At 68.5% G+C, this 18,383-nt stretch carries 20 protein-coding genes; 5 read left to right on the forward strand and 15 right to left on the reverse strand.

Annotation, left to right across the window (positions count from 1 at the left end; translation table 11 throughout):
* Window positions 1-38: 38 nt before the first annotated feature.
* Both ACQP06_RS24365 and ACQP06_RS24370 read right to left on the reverse strand, forming a co-directional pair.
* Window positions 39-539 carry a hypothetical protein gene (locus ACQP06_RS24365; protein ID WP_433666783.1) on the reverse strand — a complete coding sequence of 167 codons (501 nt, stop codon included), beginning with the start codon at window positions 537-539 and terminating at the stop codon, window positions 39-41.
* Window positions 540-713: 174 nt separating this feature from the next.
* Window positions 714-2,036, reverse strand: coding sequence for a DNA polymerase IV (locus ACQP06_RS24370; protein WP_433673420.1), 1,323 nt, complete (start codon window positions 2,034-2,036; stop codon window positions 714-716).
* A 230-nt stretch (window positions 2,037-2,266) separates the two neighbouring features.
* Between ACQP06_RS24370 and ACQP06_RS24375 the strand changes: the two genes are divergently transcribed.
* Complete coding sequence (locus ACQP06_RS24375) at window positions 2,267-3,145, forward strand: UTP--glucose-1-phosphate uridylyltransferase (RefSeq protein ID WP_357095085.1); 879 nt, start codon at window positions 2,267-2,269, stop codon at window positions 3,143-3,145.
* 196 nt (window positions 3,146-3,341) lie between these two features.
* Entirely contained in the window at window positions 3,342-4,427 is a 1,086-nt protein-coding gene (locus ACQP06_RS24380; protein ID WP_433673421.1) for an alpha/beta hydrolase, read from the forward strand.
* 41 nt (window positions 4,428-4,468) lie between these two features.
* Here ACQP06_RS24380 and ACQP06_RS24385 read toward each other — a convergent pair whose 3' ends face one another.
* The gene (locus tag ACQP06_RS24385; RefSeq protein WP_433666784.1) at window positions 4,469-4,915 is read right to left on the reverse strand and encodes a MarR family winged helix-turn-helix transcriptional regulator; all 447 of its coding nucleotides are present in this window, start codon (window positions 4,913-4,915) and stop codon (window positions 4,469-4,471) included.
* A gap of 55 nt (window positions 4,916-4,970) precedes the next feature.
* Between ACQP06_RS24385 and ACQP06_RS24390 the strand changes: the two genes are divergently transcribed.
* The gene (locus tag ACQP06_RS24390) at window positions 4,971-6,005 is read left to right on the forward strand and encodes a hypothetical protein (protein ID WP_433666785.1); all 1,035 of its coding nucleotides are present in this window, start codon (window positions 4,971-4,973) and stop codon (window positions 6,003-6,005) included.
* On the opposite strand, the gene ACQP06_RS24395 is transcribed toward ACQP06_RS24390, so the two are convergent.
* On the reverse strand, window positions 6,002-6,541 hold the full coding sequence (locus tag ACQP06_RS24395; RefSeq protein WP_379272550.1) for a TetR/AcrR family transcriptional regulator: 540 nt from the start codon (window positions 6,539-6,541) through the stop codon (window positions 6,002-6,004). The genes ACQP06_RS24390 and ACQP06_RS24395 overlap by 4 nt on opposite strands.
* A gap of 112 nt (window positions 6,542-6,653) precedes the next feature.
* On the opposite strand from ACQP06_RS24395, the gene ACQP06_RS24400 reads away from it, so the two are divergent.
* Complete coding sequence (locus ACQP06_RS24400; protein WP_433666786.1) at window positions 6,654-7,067, forward strand: organic hydroperoxide resistance protein; 414 nt, start codon at window positions 6,654-6,656, stop codon at window positions 7,065-7,067.
* A gap of 6 nt (window positions 7,068-7,073) precedes the next feature.
* Here ACQP06_RS24400 and ACQP06_RS24405 read toward each other — a convergent pair whose 3' ends face one another.
* Both ACQP06_RS24405 and ACQP06_RS24410 read right to left on the reverse strand, forming a co-directional pair.
* A complete protein-coding gene (locus ACQP06_RS24405; RefSeq protein WP_433666787.1) occupies window positions 7,074-7,625 on the reverse strand; it encodes an NlpC/P60 family protein in 552 nt (183 codons plus the stop codon).
* Between the two features lie 245 nt (window positions 7,626-7,870).
* On the reverse strand, window positions 7,871-8,134 hold the full coding sequence (locus tag ACQP06_RS24410) for a hypothetical protein (RefSeq protein ID WP_433666788.1): 264 nt from the start codon (window positions 8,132-8,134) through the stop codon (window positions 7,871-7,873).
* Window positions 8,135-8,266: 132 nt separating this feature from the next.
* Here ACQP06_RS24410 and ACQP06_RS24415 point away from each other — a divergent pair, with 132 nt between their 5' ends.
* Window positions 8,267-8,845, forward strand: a complete 579-nt coding sequence (locus ACQP06_RS24415; protein WP_433666789.1) for a TetR/AcrR family transcriptional regulator — start codon at window positions 8,267-8,269, stop codon at window positions 8,843-8,845.
* On the opposite strand, the gene ACQP06_RS24420 is transcribed toward ACQP06_RS24415, so the two are convergent.
* The 9 genes from ACQP06_RS24420 to ftsZ form a co-directional block, all read right to left on the reverse strand.
* Window positions 8,786-9,031 carry a type II toxin-antitoxin system Phd/YefM family antitoxin gene (locus tag ACQP06_RS24420; RefSeq protein ID WP_433666790.1) on the reverse strand — a complete coding sequence of 82 codons (246 nt, stop codon included), beginning with the start codon at window positions 9,029-9,031 and terminating at the stop codon, window positions 8,786-8,788. The two genes, ACQP06_RS24415 and ACQP06_RS24420, sit on opposite strands and share 60 nt — an antisense overlap.
* Window positions 9,032-9,139: 108 nt before the next feature.
* Window positions 9,140-12,319, reverse strand: a complete 3,180-nt coding sequence (gene ileS, locus ACQP06_RS24425; protein WP_433666791.1) for an isoleucine--tRNA ligase — start codon at window positions 12,317-12,319, stop codon at window positions 9,140-9,142.
* Between the two features lie 321 nt (window positions 12,320-12,640).
* Entirely contained in the window at window positions 12,641-12,847 is a 207-nt protein-coding gene (locus ACQP06_RS24430) for a hypothetical protein (RefSeq protein WP_379280280.1), read from the reverse strand.
* Window positions 12,848-12,976: 129 nt separating this feature from the next.
* Window positions 12,977-13,807, reverse strand: coding sequence for a DivIVA-like cell division protein Wag31 (gene wag31, locus ACQP06_RS24435; RefSeq protein ID WP_379280279.1), 831 nt, complete (start codon window positions 13,805-13,807; stop codon window positions 12,977-12,979).
* 72 nt (window positions 13,808-13,879) lie between these two features.
* On the reverse strand, window positions 13,880-14,182 hold the full coding sequence (locus ACQP06_RS24440) for a YggT family protein (protein WP_213560475.1): 303 nt from the start codon (window positions 14,180-14,182) through the stop codon (window positions 13,880-13,882).
* Between the two features lie 225 nt (window positions 14,183-14,407).
* Window positions 14,408-15,202: a cell division protein SepF gene (locus tag ACQP06_RS24445; RefSeq protein WP_433666792.1), complete on the reverse strand. Its 795-nt coding sequence runs from the start codon at window positions 15,200-15,202 to the stop codon at window positions 14,408-14,410.
* 104 nt (window positions 15,203-15,306) lie between these two features.
* Window positions 15,307-16,080, reverse strand: a complete 774-nt coding sequence (locus ACQP06_RS24450) for a YggS family pyridoxal phosphate-dependent enzyme (protein ID WP_433666793.1) — start codon at window positions 16,078-16,080, stop codon at window positions 15,307-15,309.
* Window positions 16,077-16,817 carry a peptidoglycan editing factor PgeF gene (pgeF, locus tag ACQP06_RS24455; protein WP_433666794.1) on the reverse strand — a complete coding sequence of 247 codons (741 nt, stop codon included), beginning with the start codon at window positions 16,815-16,817 and terminating at the stop codon, window positions 16,077-16,079. Before pgeF ends, ACQP06_RS24450 begins: the two co-directional genes overlap by 4 nt.
* A gap of 123 nt (window positions 16,818-16,940) precedes the next feature.
* Window positions 16,941-18,200 (reverse strand): cell division protein FtsZ, encoded by a 1,260-nt coding sequence (ftsZ, locus tag ACQP06_RS24460; protein WP_433666795.1) that lies wholly within the window; start codon window positions 18,198-18,200, stop codon window positions 16,941-16,943.
* Window positions 18,201-18,383 lie beyond the last annotated feature (183 nt).

The following is an 18,383-nucleotide window of genomic DNA, read 5'->3' on the forward strand; positions in this document are numbered from 1 at the left end:
GGCATTCCGCTAGGGGATGCCGGGTCCGCTCGAGACGACTAGCCGCAGGCCGGGGAGGTCTGGTTGACCAGCGAGAGGGCGTTGCAGACCCAGTCCTTCTGGACCTTCCACTTGCCGTCCTCGGCCACGAACGGCACGACGGCCTGCTGCGGCGCGCCACCGTTGACCGCGAACTGGGCGTCGGCGGTGATGGTGCCGTTGCCGAGGTCGGTCACATTGGTGACGGTGATGGTGGCGTTGTTCTGCCGGTAGGCCTCGGCCAGGCGGCCGGGCAGGGCCGGGTCGGCGTTGGCGCCCTGCATCATGTCCAGCTTCTGCGCGTCCGGGATGCTCGGATCCAGCGCCTTCTGCAGCTGGGCATTCAGGTCCGCCACGGACGGAGCCGCCGGGTAGTTGTTCTGCGCGCCGGTGACCTTGGAGGTGGTGGCCTTGGTGGGCTTGGTCTCCTTCTTGTCACCGCTGCCACACGCCGACAGCCCGAGTACGGTCACGACAGCCAGGGTGGCGACCGCGATACGTCCAGTCTTCTGAAGCTTCAACTGCTCGTCCTTTGCGTTCGAGTAGGTCCGTTCGACAAGTGACAGCTACACCGCGGCGGCGCTGCCCGACTGGCGACACTACCAACGCCCGGTCGCGGAAACCGCGTCCGAGGGCGGTGGCGCGGCATATTCAGGCCGAATCCTCATAATTCGCGCATTCGGGTCTTAACGCCTTCAGCGCAGGCTGCCCAGCGGATCCGCCCTGGTGAGAGCCGGATCCGCGGCGGCGAAGGTGCGCGTGGGACCCGGTCCGGTGGAACGGGTCTCGAAGCGGACCGTCACCACCCCGTGCCCCGCGCCCTGCACCCAGCCGTGGCCGAGATCGGGGTGCTCGACATCCAGTCCCGGATACCAGGTTCCGATCGCGAAGGAGCGAGTCGCGGGCGGTACCAGCGGATCCGGACCGCCGGGCGCGGCCAGCGTGGGCTCCTCGGCGACCGCGTCGGCGTCCACCGTCTGATCCAGTTCCGGGAACAGCGATTCCTGCCGGATCTCCGACAGCCCGGCGAAACCCACGCCCACCAAGCGAATCGGACCGATCTCGACCGGGTCCAGCGCCGAGCGCTGCGCGGCGGCGGTCAGGGTGACCAGGTCCTCGGTGGCGTAGGGCAGCGTGGAGGATCGGGTCACGATGCTCATATCGGTCTTCTTCAGCTTGAGCACCACCGTGCGCGCCGCGCGCCCGTCCGCGCTCAGCCGCCGGTGCGCCGAGGACGCCATGGCGTCGATGGCCGGGCGCAGCTGGGCGAGGGTGAGAATGTCGGTCTCGTAGGTGGTTTCGGCGCTGATCTGCTTGGCCTCGGCGCGTTCGGCCACCGGTCGGTCGTCGATACCGCGGGCCAGCCGGTGCAGCGCCACCCCGATGCTGCCGCCCAGGATCGAGGCCGCCTCCGATTCCGGCAGCGCCGCCAGCGCCCCCACCGTCTCGATTCCCAAGGAGCGCAAACGACTCTCGGCCACCGGCCCGATCCCCCACAGCTTGCGCACCGGCAGCGCGGACAGGAAGCCATCCTGCTCGACCGCCGGAATCACCCGCACCCCATCGGGTTTGGCCAGGCCGGAGGCGATCTTGGCGAGCTGCTTGCCGCTGCCCGCCCCGACCGAGGCCACCAGCCCGGTGCGCTCGCGCACCGCCGTCCGCAGCTCCTCGCAGAATTCGAGCACCCGCTCCGGCGTCGCCCCCGCCAGTTCCGCGGGTTCCCCGAACGCCTCGTCGAACGACAGCGTCTCCAGCACCGGGATCCGCGACCGCAAGGCCTCGAACACCTGCCCGCTCAGTTCCCCGTACACCGCGCCGCGCGGTGGTATCACCACCGCCGACGCGCCGACCAGCCGACGCGCCTGATGCATGGGCATGGCCGACCTCGCGCCGAACACCCGCGCCTCGTAACTGGCCCCGGCCACCACGCCGCGCCCGCCCATGCCGCCGACCAGCACCGGCCGACCGCGCAGGGTCGGCCGGGTGAGCTGTTCGACCGAGGCGAAGAAGGCGTCCATATCGATGTGCAGCACCCAGCGCCGCTGGCCCCGGCCTCCGGCGGGGCTGAGGGGTTGCCGTGAATCCGCCACGGCGCCCACCGGCCCGCCGCCCGGTGCCGCCGCCCCAGCACAACCGGCCTCACCAGGCACGATGCCCGGGTTCGCGGGGCCGGCGGAGGTGGTCACAGAGGGAAATCTACAAGCCGCTACCGACAGGTATGGGCAGGAACCTGTGTGAGAATTCGTCCATGACGATTCGCAAGGCCGTGATTCCCGCCGCTGGCATCGGCTCGCGCCTGCTGCCGTTGACCAAGGCGATCCCGAAGGAAATGCTCCCGGTGGGCGACAAGCCGGTCATCGAGCACACCGTCCGCGAACTCGTGGCCTCCGGTATCACCGACATCACCATCGTGGTCAGCGGTGGAAAGTCGTTGATCCAGGACCACTTCCGCCCCAATCCGGCGCTGGTCGCACAGCTGCGCGCCGACGGCAAGACCGCTTACGCCGACGCGGTCGAGGAGGTCGGTGAGCTGGCCCGGGCGGGCCACATCACCTACCTGGACCAGCACGGTCCCTACGGCAACGGCACGCCGGTGCTGAACGCCGCCCGCCACCTGGGCGACGAGCCCATGCTGGTGCTGTGGCCCGACGACGTCTTCGTCGCCGAGGTGCCGCGCGCCCAGCAGCTCGTCGACGCCTACGCCAAGACCGGCGCGCCGGTGCTGGCGCTGATGCCGATGGACCCGGCCGAATCCTCGCGCTACGGCGTGCCGGTGGTCGAGGAGACCGAGGGCAACGGCCTGATGCGGATCAGCGGCCTCAAGGAGAAGCCCAAGCCGGCCGACGCGCCGTCGGAGTTCGCCGCGATCGGCGGCTACGTGGTCACGCCCGGCATCATCGCCGAGCTGCGCCGCCAGGTCGACCACTGGTACACCCATCGCACCGGCGAGGTGTACCTGACCGACGCCATCAATATCTTCGCCGCCGAGAACCCGGTGTACGGCCAGGTGATCCGGGGTCGCTGGTACGACACCGGCAACCCGGCCGACTACCTGACCGCGCAATTCGCCTCCGCGCTGGCGCACCCGGAGTACGGTCCGCTGCTGCGCGGCCTGGTCGCCGAGTAGGAGCACCGCGACACGCGCTGAACCACAGCCGATCCGCATAGCCCGGCGCACAAGTGCCGTGTGCCACAAGCACGCCGACCCCGATATTGTCGAAACCTGAAACATTGGGGCACGAGTCGGCGATCATGCGCATGGGTCGGGACACCCTGTGGATCGAAGGTCGGTTTTGCTAGGCGGATTGGGCACTCGGGCAGCACTGCTCGCGGCGGCAAGTTGTTCTCTTGTCACTACGTTCACCACGGTCGTGCCCGCGGGCCCGGCCTTCGCCGCCCCTCCCGACCCGATAACCGGCAGCGCCGCACTCGCGGCGACAACGGTCTCCGAGGACGGATCGTCGATCGAGAGCTTCGAGATCCACGACGCGCGCAACCTCACCCTGCTGGTGCACTCGGCCGCCATGGACGCCGACATCACCGTGGAGGTGCAGCGGCCCGCCGATCCCTCGCGACCGCGGCCGGTGCTGTACATGCTCAACGGCGCGGGCGGCGGCCAGGACACCGCGACCTGGAAGCGCAATACCGACGCCACCCAGTTCTTCATGGACAAGAACGTGAACGTGGTGATGCCCATCGGCGGCGCGTTCACCTACTACACGGACTGGCGCAACGCCGATCCCAAACTGGGACAGCCCATGTGGAAGACCTTCCTCACCGAGGAACTGCCGCCGCTGGTGGACGCGGCGCTCGACACCGACGGCACCCACGCCATCGCGGGCATGTCCATGTCGGGCACCTCGGTGCTGCAGCTGGCCATCGCCGCGCCGGGCCTGTACCGGGCGGTCGCCGCCTACAGCGGGTGCGCGCAGATCTCCGATCCGGTCGGGCAGAAGTTCGCGAACCTGGTGATCACCATCGGCGGCGGCAATCCGGTGAACATGTACGGGCCGATGGACGATCCGGAGTGGGCCGCCAACGACCCCTACGTGCACGCGGAAGCCCTGCGCGGCATGGAGATCTACGTCTCCAACGGCAGCGGCCTGCCCGGCAAGCACGACAATGTGGCCGATGTGCGCAGCCTGGGCCCGGCCGACGGCGGTCTGCCGCAGCAGATCCTGGTGGGCGGCATCCTGGAGGCGGCCAGCGACTGGTGCGCGCGGAATCTGCGGACGCGGCTGCGGGACATGAGCATTCCCGCGACCTTCGACATCACCCAGGCGGGGACGCACTCCTGGGGGTACTGGCAGGACGCGCTGCGCGCCTCGTGGCCGGTGCTCGCCAAGGGCATGGGCCTGCCCGACGAGGAATGGGCGCCCGAGACCGCGCGCTCGGACGGAACCAACTGAGGCGCTCCGACGGAACCGACTGAGCCGGGCCGGGTTCGGGCCTAGCCCGCGTCGGCGGCGTTGTAGCGCACCAGGTATCCCGCCAGCCGCTCCACATCGGCGTCGTCCCAGTCCTGGAAGCGTTCGGTGAAGGCGGTGGCGCGGCTGCGGGCCGCCGCGCGCGCCACCCGGCGGCCCTCGGCGGTGGCGTGCAGCACCAGGTTGCGGCGGTTCGTCGGGTCCACTTCGCGTTCCAGGTAGCCGTCGCGTTCGAGGGCGGCGACCTGGCGGCTGACCGTGGACTTGTCGAGGTGGAAGTGGCCGGCGAGATCGGCGGCCAGGCAGCCGTTCCGCTCGATCACCAGGTCCAGGATGCTGGAGGCCACCAGCGACAGTTCCGGGTGGAGTTCACTGGCCCGGCCGCGAGCGCGGCGGGCGAAGGCGGTGAGCTCGCGCTGTATGACCTCGATCGCATCGGCGCGGCCGGGGAATGCGGATTCACTCTTCATGGTTGTAGACTACAACCTCGCTTGGTTGTATTTACCAACTATTGGAGAAGACTTCATGGCCACCCAACAGATCCGGCACGTCGCCGTGCACCTGCTCACCCCGCTGCTCATGTGCCTCGGCATGGGCCTGGCCTACCTGGGCGCGTTCCACCAGCCCGAGCCCAACCACCTGGCGGTGGCCGTGGTCGGCGACAACGCGCAGGTCAAGGTGCTGGCCCAGTCCCTGAAGGACAAGGGCGGCAACGCCCTCGACGTGATCACCGTGCCCACCCGCGGCGACGCCGTCGACAAGCTGCGCCACCGCGATCTGGCCGGGGCGTACGTGCCCGACCCGCGGCAGCCGGAACTGCTGGTCGCCAAGGCCGGATCCGACACCACCGCCATGGCCGCCGAGGCCGTGTTCGGGCAGGTCGCCGGATTGCAGAACACGCCGCTCACCGTCACCGACGTCACCACCCCCAGCTCCGGCGACCCCACCGCGCAGGGCATCTTCTTCCTGCTGGTCGCGCTGAGCATCGGCTCCTACGGCAGCGTGGCCGCCATCAGCGCCGCGGGCGCGGGCCTGCCGCTGTGGCAGCGCGGGATCATCGGACTGGTCACCTCGCTGCTGGTGAGCCTGATCGGCCTGGCGCTCGCGGGCCCGGTCTTCCACATCGTCGACCACGATCTGGGCGCGATCTGGGGCATGTCGTGGCTGTACGCGGCGGGCATCCTGAGCATCGGCATCGGCCTGCACACCTTCCTGAAGCGCTGGACCACCCTGGCCATGATGGTGCTGTTCGTGATGCTGAACTTCACCAGCTCCGGCGGCGTCTACAGCCCGTGGCTGCAGAACGACTTCTTCGGCACGCTGCACCGGTTCTGGAACGGCGCGGGATTCGTGGAGGGCGCACGCAGCCTGCTCTACTTCGACGGCATCGGACTGGGCAGCCGGATGGCGAGCCTGGTGCTGTGGCTGGCCGCGGGCGTGGTGCTCATGGCCGCCGCGGGCCTCGCCGAGAAGCGGCAGGCCGCGCCGAAGCACGCCGCGCCCGAGCCCGCCGCGGGCGACGCCGCCGAGGAGGAGATGGAGGAGGCGGTCGGGGTCTAGCGAATACCCCACTGCGACAAGGCGGTCCGGATGCCCACCCGGACCGTCTCCGCGTCGCCCACTCCCCCGCTGATGGTCACGCCGTCGCGGGTCAGCAGCAGCGCGCGGGCGGCGTCCTCGACCTGCGGGTGACCGGCGGCGCGCAGCCGCTCGGCCATCAGGTCGCGGAACCAGGCGCGGTACTCGTCGACGACCTTGCGCACGGCGTGGTCGGAGTTCGGGAACTCCACGGCGGCATTGAGAAACGGGCAGCCCCGGAATCCCGGGCCACGACTGAGCTCGCCGAGCCGCTCGAAGATGCCGACGATGGACTCGGAACCCGAACCGGGGATGGCCTCCAAGGTCTCGCGCTGACGGCCGTATTCGCGGACCAGGTAGGCGACGACCAGATCTTCCTTGGTCTTGAAGTGCCGGTAGAAGGTGGCCTTCGCGATCCCGGCCTCGGCGATGATCCGGTCGATGCCGACCGTGTGGATCCCCTCGGCGTAGAACAGCCGGGTCGCGGTGTCCAGCAGGCGCTCGCGGGCTTCGCTCATGGCTTGACCTGCTCTCCTTCTCCCTGATCGGGGCTATGTATTGACGATAGCAGACAGATCTGTCTACCCTGGGACTCGGACGTGAACAGACAAGTCTGTCTAGGAGATATCAATGCCCGCACTCTTCACCTCATCCGCTACCTCCGTCGGCCGCGAGGGCCGCTCGGTCAGCTCCGACGGCTACCTCGACCTCAAGCTCGCCCAGCCCAAGGAGGCGGGCGGCAACGGTGACGGCACCAACCCCGAGCAGCTCTTCGCCATGGGCTACTCGGCCTGCTTCGCCGGCGCGCTGCAGGCGGTGGCCCGCAGCCAGGGCGTGAAGCTCGGCGACACCTCGGTGACCGCCGACGTCACCCTGAACAAGGACGACGAGACCGGCTTCGGCATCTCCGTGGTGCTGCACGTGGAACTGCCCGCGGAGCTGCAGAACGAGCAGGGCCACGCGCTGGTCGAGGCCGCCCACCAGGTGTGCCCGTACTCCAAGGCCACCCGGGGCAATATCCCCGTGGAACTGGTTGTCGAGTAAGGCGATTCAGAAGAATCGGCGAATGGTGTAGATGTCGAACTCGCTCAAGGGCGTCAGTCCGACGGGCACACCCCAGTTGTACGCGTTCAAGACGTTGCCGCCGCCCGCGTAGATCCCTTCGTGGGAGGCGTCATCGTTGAGGATCAGCACATCCCCGGGCTGCAGCGCCCCGAACGGCACCTCGAGACCGACCTCGGCCTGCTGCCAGGTGGTGCGCGGCAGATTGATGCCGACGCTGCGGAAGGCCCACTGCACCAATCCCGAGCAGTCCCAGGCATCCGGACCGGTACCGCCCCACTGGTAGGGCTTACCGGTCTGGGTGCCTGCCAGCGCCAGCGCGACCATGGCCCGCGGGCTCGCGATCGGCAATTGCGCCGAGCCGCTGGCACTTCCGGAGAACGACCCGGTCCCGCTGCCGGAGGAGGATCCGGACGCGGAGCCCGAACCCCCCGACCCGGTGTCGGCATGCGCCGCGCCCGCCCACATCGCCCCTGTCATCGCCATCGCGGCCACCGTCGTGGCCAAGGTTCTGAGCCTGCCGAGCCGCTTGCGAGCCATGGGGCGCCCCTTCATCGGTGGTACCGCGGGAACAGCTGTGAACAAGATCGGTTAGCTAGCTGATAGCCGTTCTATCGCACCTGCCACAGCAGCCACAAGAGAACCAGGGCTGGCGTGTCTCGAGCCGCTGCCGCCTCCCCCGAAGAAACTCCTGGTCAATCGATCCAGACCCCACATAACAAAAAGAGCGCCTCCCCGATCGGGGAGGCGCTCCGTGTTTGCTGGAGTCTCGCGCCGTGGCCGGCTCAGCGCCGCGCCCACACCGTCAGCCGCTGGTTGGCCTTCATCAACAGCGGAACCAACAGGTACGCCGACACCGGAACCACGATCACGGTCAGGATCAGCGTCTTCACGAAGACCGGCAGCCCGCCCATCTCGGGGCCGAGCAGGGCCAGCGCGAGGGTGATGGTCGGGTACACGGCCAGCCAGGTGATCAGCGCGCGCCGGTGCACCGACGGCATGGCGGCGGGGGTGGCGACGACAGCGGCGGGGGTGGTGATGGTGGTCATTGTTCGCTCCTAGCGACCGTGTTCCCATTCTCCGGCGAGACGGTCCGTCTCGTCTCATGAAGTAAGTTAGCGCGCCGCCGAAACTCTGTCAAGACGAGACGTACCGTCTCGTTTGCGGAGTATGCTGGACCCATGCCCCAGCCGCCCAACCCCGAACTGCGCAGCGCCAAGTCCCATCAGGCGATCCTCGACGCCACCTTCGAGCTCGCCGTGCGCAACGGCTACGGCAAGCTCACCATCGAGGCCATCGCCTCGCACGCGGGTGTCGGCAAGCAGACCATCTACCGCTGGTGGCCCTCCAAGGGCGCGATCGCCCTCGAGGCCATCAACGATCAGGTCGGCTCCGCCACCGACTTCCCCGACACCGGCGACATCGCCGCCGACCTGACCACCCAGATCACCGCCCTGTCACACATGCTCGCCGGCGACGCCGGCTGCGTCTACCGCGGTGTCATCGCCGAGGCCCAGAACGACCCGAATCTCCTCCAGATGGTCCGCGAAACGTTCATCGAACCCCGCGCCCGCATGGCCGGCCACCGCCTCGAAACCGCCATGCGCGCCGGCCAGATCCGCGCCGACCTCCCCCTCCTGACCATGACCAACATGCTCTACGGCCCGGTCTACCTCCGCTTCCTCCTCGGCGCGGGCGAACTACTCGACGTCCCGACCCTGGTCGAGCCCGTCCTCGAAGGCCTGCGGCCCCGAAACTAGGCGCAGGGCATCAACCCTGTCGGCGTGCTCGTGCAGTCGTTCGTAATCGGCGACCGAGATGACGACCGCTATCTCGCTGCCGCCGTCGGTGATGATCGCTTCCTCACCGGTAGCTGCCACACCGCGCACGATCGCCTCGAGCCGCGTCCGCGGATCGTTCAGGCCGTATATGTTCGCGCCCTCCATGTTCGGTCATTCGGGGGCCGCCGCGACGCGGATCGGAGCGACACGACAGCGCGCCGATACGACAGCGGCGCGGACCCGGAGGTCCGCGCCGCCGGCAGGTGAATTCGGTCAGGCCTTGGTGATCGAGGCCTTGACGCCGCCGACGATCTCGGCGGCGTCCGCGGGGGCCGCGCCGAAAGTCAGTGTGGTGGCGAGGATCTCGCCCGCGATCAGGTCGCGGTGGGTTTCGGCCCAGGCGAGGCGGTCGCCGGGGACGTCGAGGACCACGGTGATGCGGTCGGAGACGTCTAGGCCGAGGGACTTGCGGGTTTCCTGGAGGTCGCGGATGAGGTCGCGGGCCCAGCCCTCGGCCTCGAGTTCCTCGGTGACCACCGAATTCAGCACCACCAGACCGGCATTGCCGGGCAGGGCGGCGGTGGATTCGGGCTCGGCGGCGACCAGGCGCTGGGTGTACTCCTCGGGGAGCAGGGCGATGCCGGCGGCGGTCACGGTGCCGTCGGCGGCCTCGGTCCACTCCCCCGCCTTGACGGCCTTGATCACCGTCTGGACGTCCTTGCCGATGCGCGGACCGGCGGCGCGCGCATTGACGACCAGTTCGAAGCGGCCGTGGGCGGCCACGTCGGCGGTGAGGTCGACCTTCTTGACGTTGACCTCGTCGGCGATCAGATCCACGAAGGGGCGCAGGCGTTCCGCGTCGGCGGCGGCCACGGTGACCTCCGAGAGCGGCAGGCGCACCCGCAGGTTCTGGGCCTTGCGCAGGCTCAGCACCGTGGAGCAGGCGGTGCGGACCTCGTCCATGGCCGACACCAGGTCGGCGTCGTGCGGCAGGACGTCGGCGGCGGGCCAGTCGGCCAGGTGCACCGAACGCTCACCGGTGAGACCGCGGTAGATCACCTCGGAGATGAGCGGCAGCAGCGGGGCCGCGAGCCGGGTCGTCACCTCGAGCACGGTGTGCAGGGTGTCGATGGCGTCGCGGTCCTCCTCCCAGAAGCGCGAACGCGACCGGCGCACATACCAATTGGTGAGCGCGTCGGCGAAGGTGCGCAGCTCGTCGCAGGCGGTGGCGATGTCGTAGACCTCGAGCGCGTCGGTCATGACGTCGCGGGTGGCCGCCAGCTTGGCCAGGATGTACCGGTCGAGCACGTTCTCCGAGTCGGTGCGCCAGGCGCCGGGCTGCGAGGCGTACAGCTGCAGGAAGGTCCAGGCGTTCCACAGCGGGCGCAGCGCCTGGCTGACACCCTCGCGGATACCGCGCTCGGTGACGATCAGGTTGCCGCCGCGCAGCACCGGGGACGCCATGAGGAACCAGCGCATGGCGTCGGAGCCGTCACGGTCGAAGACCTCGTTGACGTCGGGGTAGTTGCCCTTGGACTTCGACATCTTGAGGCCGTCGTCGCCGAGCACGATGCCGTGCGCCACAACGGACTTGAACGCCGGGCGGTCGAACAGCGCGGTCGAGAGCACGTGCAGGTTGTAGAACCAGCCGCGGGTCTGGCCGTTGTACTCGACGATGAAATCGCCGGGGCTGTGCGGAGCCGCGACGGCGGCGCCGTCAATCGACTCCGTCGAGGTGCCCTCGAACCACTCCTTGTTCTCGAACGGGTAGTGCACCTGCGCGTAGGGCATGGAACCCGACTCGAACCAGCAGTCGAGGACCTCGGGGGTGCGCCGCATCATCGACTTCCCGGTCGGGTCATCGGGATTCGGCCGCACCAGGTCGTCGATCATGGGCCGGTGCAGGTTGTCCGGGCGCACGCCGAAGTCCCGCTCGAGGGCGTCGAGCGAGCCGTACACGTCCACGCGCGGGTAGGCCGGGTCGTCGGAGATCCAGACCGGGATCGGCGCGCCCCAGTAGCGGTTACGGCTGATGTTCCAGTCGCGCGCGTTCTCGAGCCACTTGCCGAACTGGCCGTCGCGGATGTGCTCGGGGACCCAGGTGATCTCCTTGTTGAGCTCCACCATGCGGTCGCGGAACTTGGTGACCGCCACGAACCAGGACGGCACCGCCATGTAGATCAGCGGCTGGCCCGAGCGCCAGCTGTGCGGGTAGGAGTGCTCGATGGTCTCGTGCCGCAACAGCTTTCCGGCGGCCTTGAGGTCCTTGATGATGACCGGGTTGGCGTCGAAGACCATCAGGCCCTCGTACGGCGGCACCATGGAGGTGAACTTGCCGCCCGCGTCGAGGGGCTGCACGATGTCGATCCCGTTGGCGGAGGCGACATCCATGTCCTCCTCACCGAAGGCGGGGGCCAGGTGCACGATGCCGGTGCCGGAGTCGGTGGTGACGTAGTCGGCGTTGAGCACGCGGTGCGCGCGCGGGTGGCCGAGGAAGAAGTCGAAGGGCGGCAGGTAGTTCAGGCCCTCGAGCGCGGCGCCCGAGTGCTCGGACAGCACCTGCGGCTCCTCGCCGAACTCACGGGTGTAGTGCGACACCCGCTCGGCGGCAACCACATACCGCTTGCCGTCCTTGCCCTGCACGTGCGCGTAGGTGACGTCGGGGTGCACGGCGATGGCGAGGTTGGACGGCAGCGTCCACGGCGTGGTGGTCCAGATCAGCGCGTTGGCGCCGTCGAGGTTGTGCAGCGGGTGGTCGGCCGGAACCCGCAGCACCATGTCGACGGTGACCGCCGGGTCCTGGCGCATCCGGTAGGAGTCGTCGAGACGCGCCTCCTGGTTGGACAGCGGGGTCTGCTCGTACCAGCTGTAGGGCAGCACCCGGAAGCCCTGATAGATCAGGCCCTTGTCGTACAGCGACTTGAACGCCCACATGACCGACTCCATGAAGTCGAGGTCGAGGGTTTTGTAGTCGTTGTCGAAGTCGACCCAGCGCGCCTGACGGGTGACGTAGTTACGCCATTCGTTCGTGTAGCGCAAGACCGAAGATTTACACGCGGCATTGAATTCCGCGAGACCCATGGCATCGATCTGTGATTTGTCCGTGATACCGAGCTGCTTCTCCGCTTCGATTTCCGCGGGCAGCCCGTGAGTATCCCAGCCGAAACGCCGTTCGACCTTCTTACCGCGCATGGTTTGGAAACGCGGGATCAAATCCTTCACGTATCCGGTCAGCAGATGACCGTAGTGCGGCAACCCATTGGCGAAGGGCGGGCCGTCGTAGAAGACGAATTCCTCTGCCTCGGAACGGTTCTCGATGCTGGCACGGAAGGTGTCGTCGGCGGCCCAGTAGTCCAGGACCCGCTGCTCCAGCTCGGGGAAGGAGACCTGCCCGGTGGTCCGGCTCAGGTCCGCGCGGGGGTATGCGCTTCGGGTGCTGCTGTCGTCCGCCATGGCGGCCTCTCGTCTCCTCGTGCCTGCGTCGTGGGCACGGGGACGATCCCGGCGCTCGGCGCGCCGTAACCGCGGTACCACCCCGCTTGCCCGGACCGCAGGAGCTGTGAAAACCCTTGCGAGACCGAGCCTCTCGTTGCGAGCTGTGACGGGCTCACCCGTTCGGTTCTAGTGGGCGATACCCGCGCGGAGCAGGTCACGCCGTTCTTCCGAAGGCTCCCCGGTGATGGCCGGATCGACGCCGTGGTGCTGTCTACATACTAGCGGGGCGGGTCCAGGGGATATTCCCCGGACCCGCCCCGAAGCGAATCGTGTGAGCCGCTAATGCCTGGCGTGCCGTCCGCCCGGTGGTGGCGAGGACGCGTCCTCGTCATCGGTCCGCAGCGACAACGCACTGACGAGCAGCAGCACCGCGCCGATCACGCACACGATGATGCAGCCCCATGCCCAGATCACCGAACCGGTGGTCAGTGCGGTCACCAGCAGTCCGAAACCGACCGCGGCGAGGCCGAGTGTCACTGCGAGCAAGTGCACCATCCCCTCGTGTGTCTTCGGCGGCGAAGGCCACCGGAGGTCGCTTCGAAAGGTTGGCGACGATGCCGTGCCGCCCGGGATCGGGTCCCGTGCGACATGGCATCGCAGGCCGTGGTTACGACTTTACTTGCTGCCCTTGAGGAGTGCGCCGTTGCCGGAGGCATCCTGGCCGAATTCGCCGCCGTCGACCGGGACCGCGGAGCCGCGGTTCTCCAGCTCCTCCAGCTGCGATTCCAGGTAGGACTTCAGGCGCACGCGGTACTCGCGCTCGAAGGTCTTGAGCTGCTCGATGCGGCTCTCCAGCACGCTGCGCTGCTGGGTGATGGTGGCCATGATCTCGGTGTGCTTGCGCTCGGCGTCGGCCTGCAGGGCGTCGGCCTTCTCCTTGGCCTGGCGCAGCTGGGAATCCGAGCGGGTCTGCGCGTCGGACAGCATGGCCTCGGCCTTCTGGCGCGCGTCGGCGATCATCGCCTCCGAGCGGGTGCGAGCGTCGCTGACCAGGCGCTCGGAGTTGCCTCTGGCGTTGGCCAGCAGCGACTCGGCCTCGGTCTTGGCGTCCGAGGTGAGGCGGTCGGCCATCTCCTGGGCCAGCGAAAGCACCTTGGCGGCCTGCAGATTGGCGTCCGCGGAGGGGGCCTCGGCCTTGACGGGGGCGACCGGGACCGGGGCCGGCATGGGGGCCGGGGGCACCGGCGGCGCGGCCTTGATGGGCTCCGGCGCGACCGGGGCCTTCACCGGCTGGACCGCGGGGCCGCGGTTCTTCTTGGCGTCGGACAGTTCCGCGTCCAGCTCGGCAACGCGCTGGCGAAGATCCGCGTTCTCCTCGATGAGGCGTGAGAGCTCCTGCTCGACCAGGTCGAGGAAGGCGTCGACTTCATCCTCGTTGTAGCCGCGCTTCCCGATCGGCGGTTTGCTGAACGCGACGTTATGAACATCGGCGGGGGTCAGCGGCATGGAACGATCCCTTCACGCTTCGTATGGAGATCTAGCGGTAGATCTGGGCAAGCATTCTTTCGGCTCATTCTGTCACACCTGAGCTACCGACTGCCCTATCTGGCCTGTGATCGACATGAGGATGAACACGATAAACAGCAAGACCATAATCGACAGATCGAGCCGAATTCCCCCAAGATTCACTGGGGGTATCAAACGCCTCAGAAGTTTCACCGGGGGGTCGGTGATCGTGAAGATCACCTCGAGGATGACCACGACGAAGCCGGTCGGCCGCCAGTCGCGCGCGAAGCTGCGGATGAACTCGACGATGACTCGGCTGATCAGCAGCAGCCAGAAGAGGAACAGCAGGAGGTTCAACACCTGGAACAAGGCCACCGCACCACTCTGCCTGACAAACCATGATCGGCAAAACAGAAACACGGATCGTGCCGGTCACATCCGGTGTTGACGCGGCATGGCCGCAAGACTCCCCCATGATCCCCCGCGACCCTCGGTCGCAACCCCCTGGACGCGGCGCATTGCGCCGCCGCCGTGCGTGTTCGGCGCTGATGTGCGCCGGCACCGGCTGACGCCGCCGTTCCCCACGGCAGCGGCAGCTGGCTACTTCTGGTTGTAGAAGCCGTTCTCGGCGATGCGGCGGCGCTCCTCGGCGGAGACGTCGACGTCGGCGGGCGAGAGCAGGAACACCTTGGTGGCCACCTTGTCGAACGAGCCACGCAGGGCGAAGGCCAGACCGGCGGCGAAGTCCACCAGGCGGCGGGCGTCGGAGTTGCTCATCTCGACCAGGTCCATGATCACCGGGGTGCCGTCACGGAAACGCTCACCGATGATGGCGGCCTCGGCGTAGGTGCGCGGGCGCAGCGTCGTGATCTTGGACAAGGTGCCTCCGTCCTCGAAGATCTGGGGACGGCGGGCCGCCTCGATGCGGCGCTCCTGCTCCCGCAGCTCCTCGATGCGCCGCTCGGCGTCGGTGTCCATCGCCAGCGCGCCGCGGGTGCTCGCACCGCCGCCCATGGACCGGGTGCGGCTGGAGGGGGCGGCGTCGATGCGGGTGGGGCGACGCGGGGCGTCGTAGCGGGCGTCGGCGTCGTAGCGGTCGCGCTCACGGTGATCGCGCTCGCGCTCACGGTGATCGTCGGCGTAGTCGTCACGGCGGGAGGCGCTGTAGGCCGGCTTGTAGGGGGCCTTGTACGACGGCTCGTAGGCCGGCTCGTCGTCGTAACGGTCCTCGCCGTATCGGTCGTAGTCACGCTCGCGTTCGGCGTAGGGCCGGGGACGACGCTGGCCACGCTCATCGGCGCTCCGGGCGGCTCCGCGGTCGTCGACGTAATCGTCTTCGTAATCCTCGAGCGGAACCATCCCGAAGTACGCCTTGAACTTGTGCAGCGTGCTCATCTGGTCGACCTTCCTTCGGCCCCGGTTGGCCTGGGGTGTTGTCCTGCTCAGTCCTCGTCTGTCACCAAGCATATGTTTCAAATGTGACTGGTGAGGTTTCTTTGCTACGCCGAGGTTATCGGTCGCGCGCCCATAAGCGCAGTACCGACACGCACGCACGTACTGCCGTGGCGGATGGCCGACTCCAAGTCGCCGGACATGCCCGCCGACAGTTCTTTCGCCTCGGGGTGAACAATCGTTAATACAGAGTGGATGCGGGCCAGTTGCTCGAAGGCCGCATCGGGCTCCACATCCAGCGGCGGGATCGCCATCAGGCCCGCGAGCTGCAGCGATTCCGAGGCCGCGACCTGATCGGCGAGCGCGCGCAGCGCGTCGTCGCGGACGCCGCCGCGGGCCGGGTCGGCGTCCAGCGACACCTGCAGCAGCACGCGCAAGGGGGCCGAACGCGCGCCCTCGTCCAGCGCGGCCTGCGCACCGGCCTCGAGCGCGCTCGCGAGCCGCTCGCTGTCCACCGAGTAGACCGTATCCGCCCAGCGTGCAACGGCTTTCGCCTTGTTACGCTGAAGCCGTCCGATGAACTCCCAACGGACCTGGGACAGGTGTCCCAGCTGCGCCACCTTGCCCGCGGCCTCCTGTTCACGGGATTCCCCGAACTCCCGGCGGCCCAGGTCATAGAGGATCTCGATATCCGAGGCGGGGAAGTACTTGGTCACCGGCAGCAGCCGCACCGACCCGGGTTCGCGGCCCGCGGCCGCGCACGCTGCGTCGATTCGCTCGATGAGTGCCGACAGCGCGGTTTCGAGCTCGGCGACACGACCTCCGCCGGACGTGACGTGCGCCGCATCGGATCCCGCTGCGGCGGTGAAACTTTCGGTCATTCTGAAACCCCCTCGGGTGACATCCAAATCACACCGGCGAGTCGGCCTGTCGGCGCGCCGCGGCGGTGGGAGAACAAGGTCTTGTCCTCGATGGTGCACCGCGGGTCCATCGCGACGGCGCCGACACCGGCGGCCTCCAGCTGCCGCCGGATGCCCGCGCGCAGATCCAGGCCGGGCGTGCCCTTGACGGTGGTGGTCGCGCTGCCCGGCAGATGCGCCTCGACATCGGCGCGCATGGCCGCGGGCACCTCGTACTGGCGGCCGCTGGCGGCCGGGCCGAGGAAGGCCCCGATCCGCTCCGGCTTCGCGCCGACCGACACCATGGCCTCGAGCACCCGGGGCACGATCCCGATGCGCGCCCCGATCCGGCCCGCGTGCACGGCCGCGATCACCCCGGCCTCGTCGTCGGACAACAGGATCGGCACGCAGTCGGCGGTGAGCACCACCAGCGCCAGGTTTCGCTGGGTGGTGACCAGCGCGTCGGTGGCGGGCACCGGCTCGGAGCGCGGTCCGTCGACGATCTCGACGTTGCGGCCGTGGATCTGTTCCATCCACACCAGCCGGTCCGGCGTCAGCCCGATGCTCTCCGCGAGCCGAACCCGATTGCGCCGCACCGCCTCCGGATCATCGCCGACGTGGTCGCCCAGATTGAACGAGTCGTAGGGCGCTTGCGAGAATCCGCCCGCCCGCGTCGTCACGACCCGTCTGGTCCGGAAAACAGGTGCCGCTGAAGTCATGCTACCGAGGGTAGTAGCCACCGCGGGGCAACCCGGAATCAGACAGCTACTGCGGCCGGAATCACGAACGCGCCCACCCTCTCGGGCAGGCGCGTTCGAATCGCGTTCCGTGACAGCGCGGTGTCAGCCGCGGCGCATGAAGTCCGGCACGTCGACCTCGTATTCGTCGGTGTCCGGAGGCTGGATGTGGCCGCGGTTGTTGCTCGCCACCGTCGGGTCCACCACGGGCCGGGGCGCGCTGTAGGACGGGGCCGGACCGCGTTCGGCGATCGGCTGTGCGACGGGCGCGGGCTCCGGGCGGGCAGCCGGGGCGGGCTCGACCGCGCGGGCCGGGGTGTATTCGGTAGTGCGGCTGACGCTTCCGGCGCTCGCGGTCGCGGTGCTCGACTGGGTGCCGGGGAACCGGCTGACCGCGGGTTCGATGCGGCGGGCGGGCCCGCTGCCGTCGAAGCCGGCGGCGATCACCGTGACCCGGACCTCGTCCCCGAGCGAGTCGTCGATCACCGTTCCGAAGATGATGTTGGCCTCGATGTGCGCGGCCTCCTGCACCAGCGAGGCGGCCTCGTTGATCTCGAACAGGCCCAGATCCGAACCGCCCGCGATGGAGAGCAGCACGCCGTGCGCGCCGTCCATGCTGGCTTCCAGCAGCGGCGAGTTGATCGCCGCCTCGGCCGCCTTCACCGAGCGGCCCTCGCCACGCGCGGAGCCGATGCCCATGAGGGCCGAGCCCGCGCCGGACATGACCGACTTGACGTCGGCGAAGTCGACATTGATCAGACCCGGGGTGGTGATCAGGTCGGTGATGCCCTGAACACCGTTGAGCAGCACCTCGTCCGCGGAGCGGAAGGCGTCCATCAGGCTCACCGCGGCGTCGCCGAGCTGCAGCAGGCGGTCGTTGGGGATGACGATGAGGGTGTCGCAGGACTCGCGCAGGGCCTGGATGCCCGCCTCGGCCTGGTTGCTGCGGCGCTTGCCCTCGAACGAGAACGGCCGGGTGACGACACCGATGGTGAGCGCGCCGAGCTTGCGGGCGATGGAGGCCACCACGGGCGCGCCGCCGGTGCCCGTGCCGCCGCCCTCGCCGGCGGTCACGAAGACCATGTCGGCGCCCTTGAGGACTTCCTCGATCTCGTCCTTGTGGTCCTCGGCGGCCTTGCGGCCGACCTCCGGATCGGCGCCGGCGCCGAGACCGCGGGTGAGTTCACGGCCGACATCGAGTTTCACATCGGCGTCCGACATCAACAACGCCTGCGCGTCGGTGTTGACCGCGATGAACTCGACTCCCTTGAGTCCCTGCTCGATCATCCGGTTGACGGCGTTCACGCCGCCGCCGCCGATACCGACGACCTTGATCACAGCAAGGTAGTTGTGCGGGGGCGTCATGGGCTCTCGCCTTCCTTCGATCTGAAACAGCTTGTCGTCTTCGGTTACTCGACATGAAACGACACAATGGTCTCGGTCCGATAAACCCTCAACCATAGCTTCAGCGTTATGTCAAGTATCCGACTGGTGCCGAACGGTATTCGCAGCCACCGCGTTACGGGCGCAGGCGCGCCGAAACGAGTG

It is taken from the genome of Nocardia sp. CA-136227 (assembly GCF_050955695.1).
In the GTDB taxonomy this organism is placed as follows: domain Bacteria; phylum Actinomycetota; class Actinomycetes; order Mycobacteriales; family Mycobacteriaceae; genus Nocardia.

What these genes read in the sequence shown, in the direction of transcription:
- ACQP06_RS24370 (WP_433673420.1), bottom strand. Translation starts at nt 2,036, where the DNA reads ATGGACGCCTTCTTCGCCTCGGTCGAACAGCTCACCCGGCCGACCCTG.
- ACQP06_RS24375 (WP_357095085.1), top strand. Translation starts at nt 2,267, where the DNA reads ATGACGATTCGCAAGGCCGTGATTCCCGCCGCTGGCATCGGCTCGCGC.
- ACQP06_RS24385 (WP_433666784.1), bottom strand. Translation starts at nt 4,915, where the DNA reads ATGAAGAGTGAATCCGCATTCCCCGGCCGCGCCGATGCGATCGAGGTC.
- ACQP06_RS24390 (WP_433666785.1), top strand. Translation starts at nt 4,971, where the DNA reads ATGGCCACCCAACAGATCCGGCACGTCGCCGTGCACCTGCTCACCCCG.
- ACQP06_RS24395 (WP_379272550.1), bottom strand. Translation starts at nt 6,541, where the DNA reads ATGAGCGAAGCCCGCGAGCGCCTGCTGGACACCGCGACCCGGCTGTTC.
- ACQP06_RS24400 (WP_433666786.1), top strand. Translation starts at nt 6,654, where the DNA reads ATGCCCGCACTCTTCACCTCATCCGCTACCTCCGTCGGCCGCGAGGGC.
- ACQP06_RS24405 (WP_433666787.1), bottom strand. Translation starts at nt 7,625, where the DNA reads ATGGCTCGCAAGCGGCTCGGCAGGCTCAGAACCTTGGCCACGACGGTG.
- ACQP06_RS24410 (WP_433666788.1), bottom strand. Translation starts at nt 8,134, where the DNA reads ATGACCACCATCACCACCCCCGCCGCTGTCGTCGCCACCCCCGCCGCC.
- ACQP06_RS24415 (WP_433666789.1), top strand. Translation starts at nt 8,267, where the DNA reads ATGCCCCAGCCGCCCAACCCCGAACTGCGCAGCGCCAAGTCCCATCAG.
- ACQP06_RS24420 (WP_433666790.1), bottom strand. Translation starts at nt 9,031, where the DNA reads ATGGAGGGCGCGAACATATACGGCCTGAACGATCCGCGGACGCGGCTC.
- ileS (WP_433666791.1), bottom strand. Translation starts at nt 12,319, where the DNA reads ATGGCGGACGACAGCAGCACCCGAAGCGCATACCCCCGCGCGGACCTG.
- wag31 (WP_379280279.1), bottom strand. Translation starts at nt 13,807, where the DNA reads ATGCCGCTGACCCCCGCCGATGTTCATAACGTCGCGTTCAGCAAACCG.
- ACQP06_RS24445 (WP_433666792.1), bottom strand. Translation starts at nt 15,202, where the DNA reads ATGAGCACGCTGCACAAGTTCAAGGCGTACTTCGGGATGGTTCCGCTC.
- ACQP06_RS24450 (WP_433666793.1), bottom strand. Translation starts at nt 16,080, where the DNA reads ATGACCGAAAGTTTCACCGCCGCAGCGGGATCCGATGCGGCGCACGTC.
- pgeF (WP_433666794.1), bottom strand. Translation starts at nt 16,817, where the DNA reads ATGACTTCAGCGGCACCTGTTTTCCGGACCAGACGGGTCGTGACGACG.
- ftsZ (WP_433666795.1), bottom strand. Translation starts at nt 18,200, where the DNA reads ATGACGCCCCCGCACAACTACCTTGCTGTGATCAAGGTCGTCGGTATC.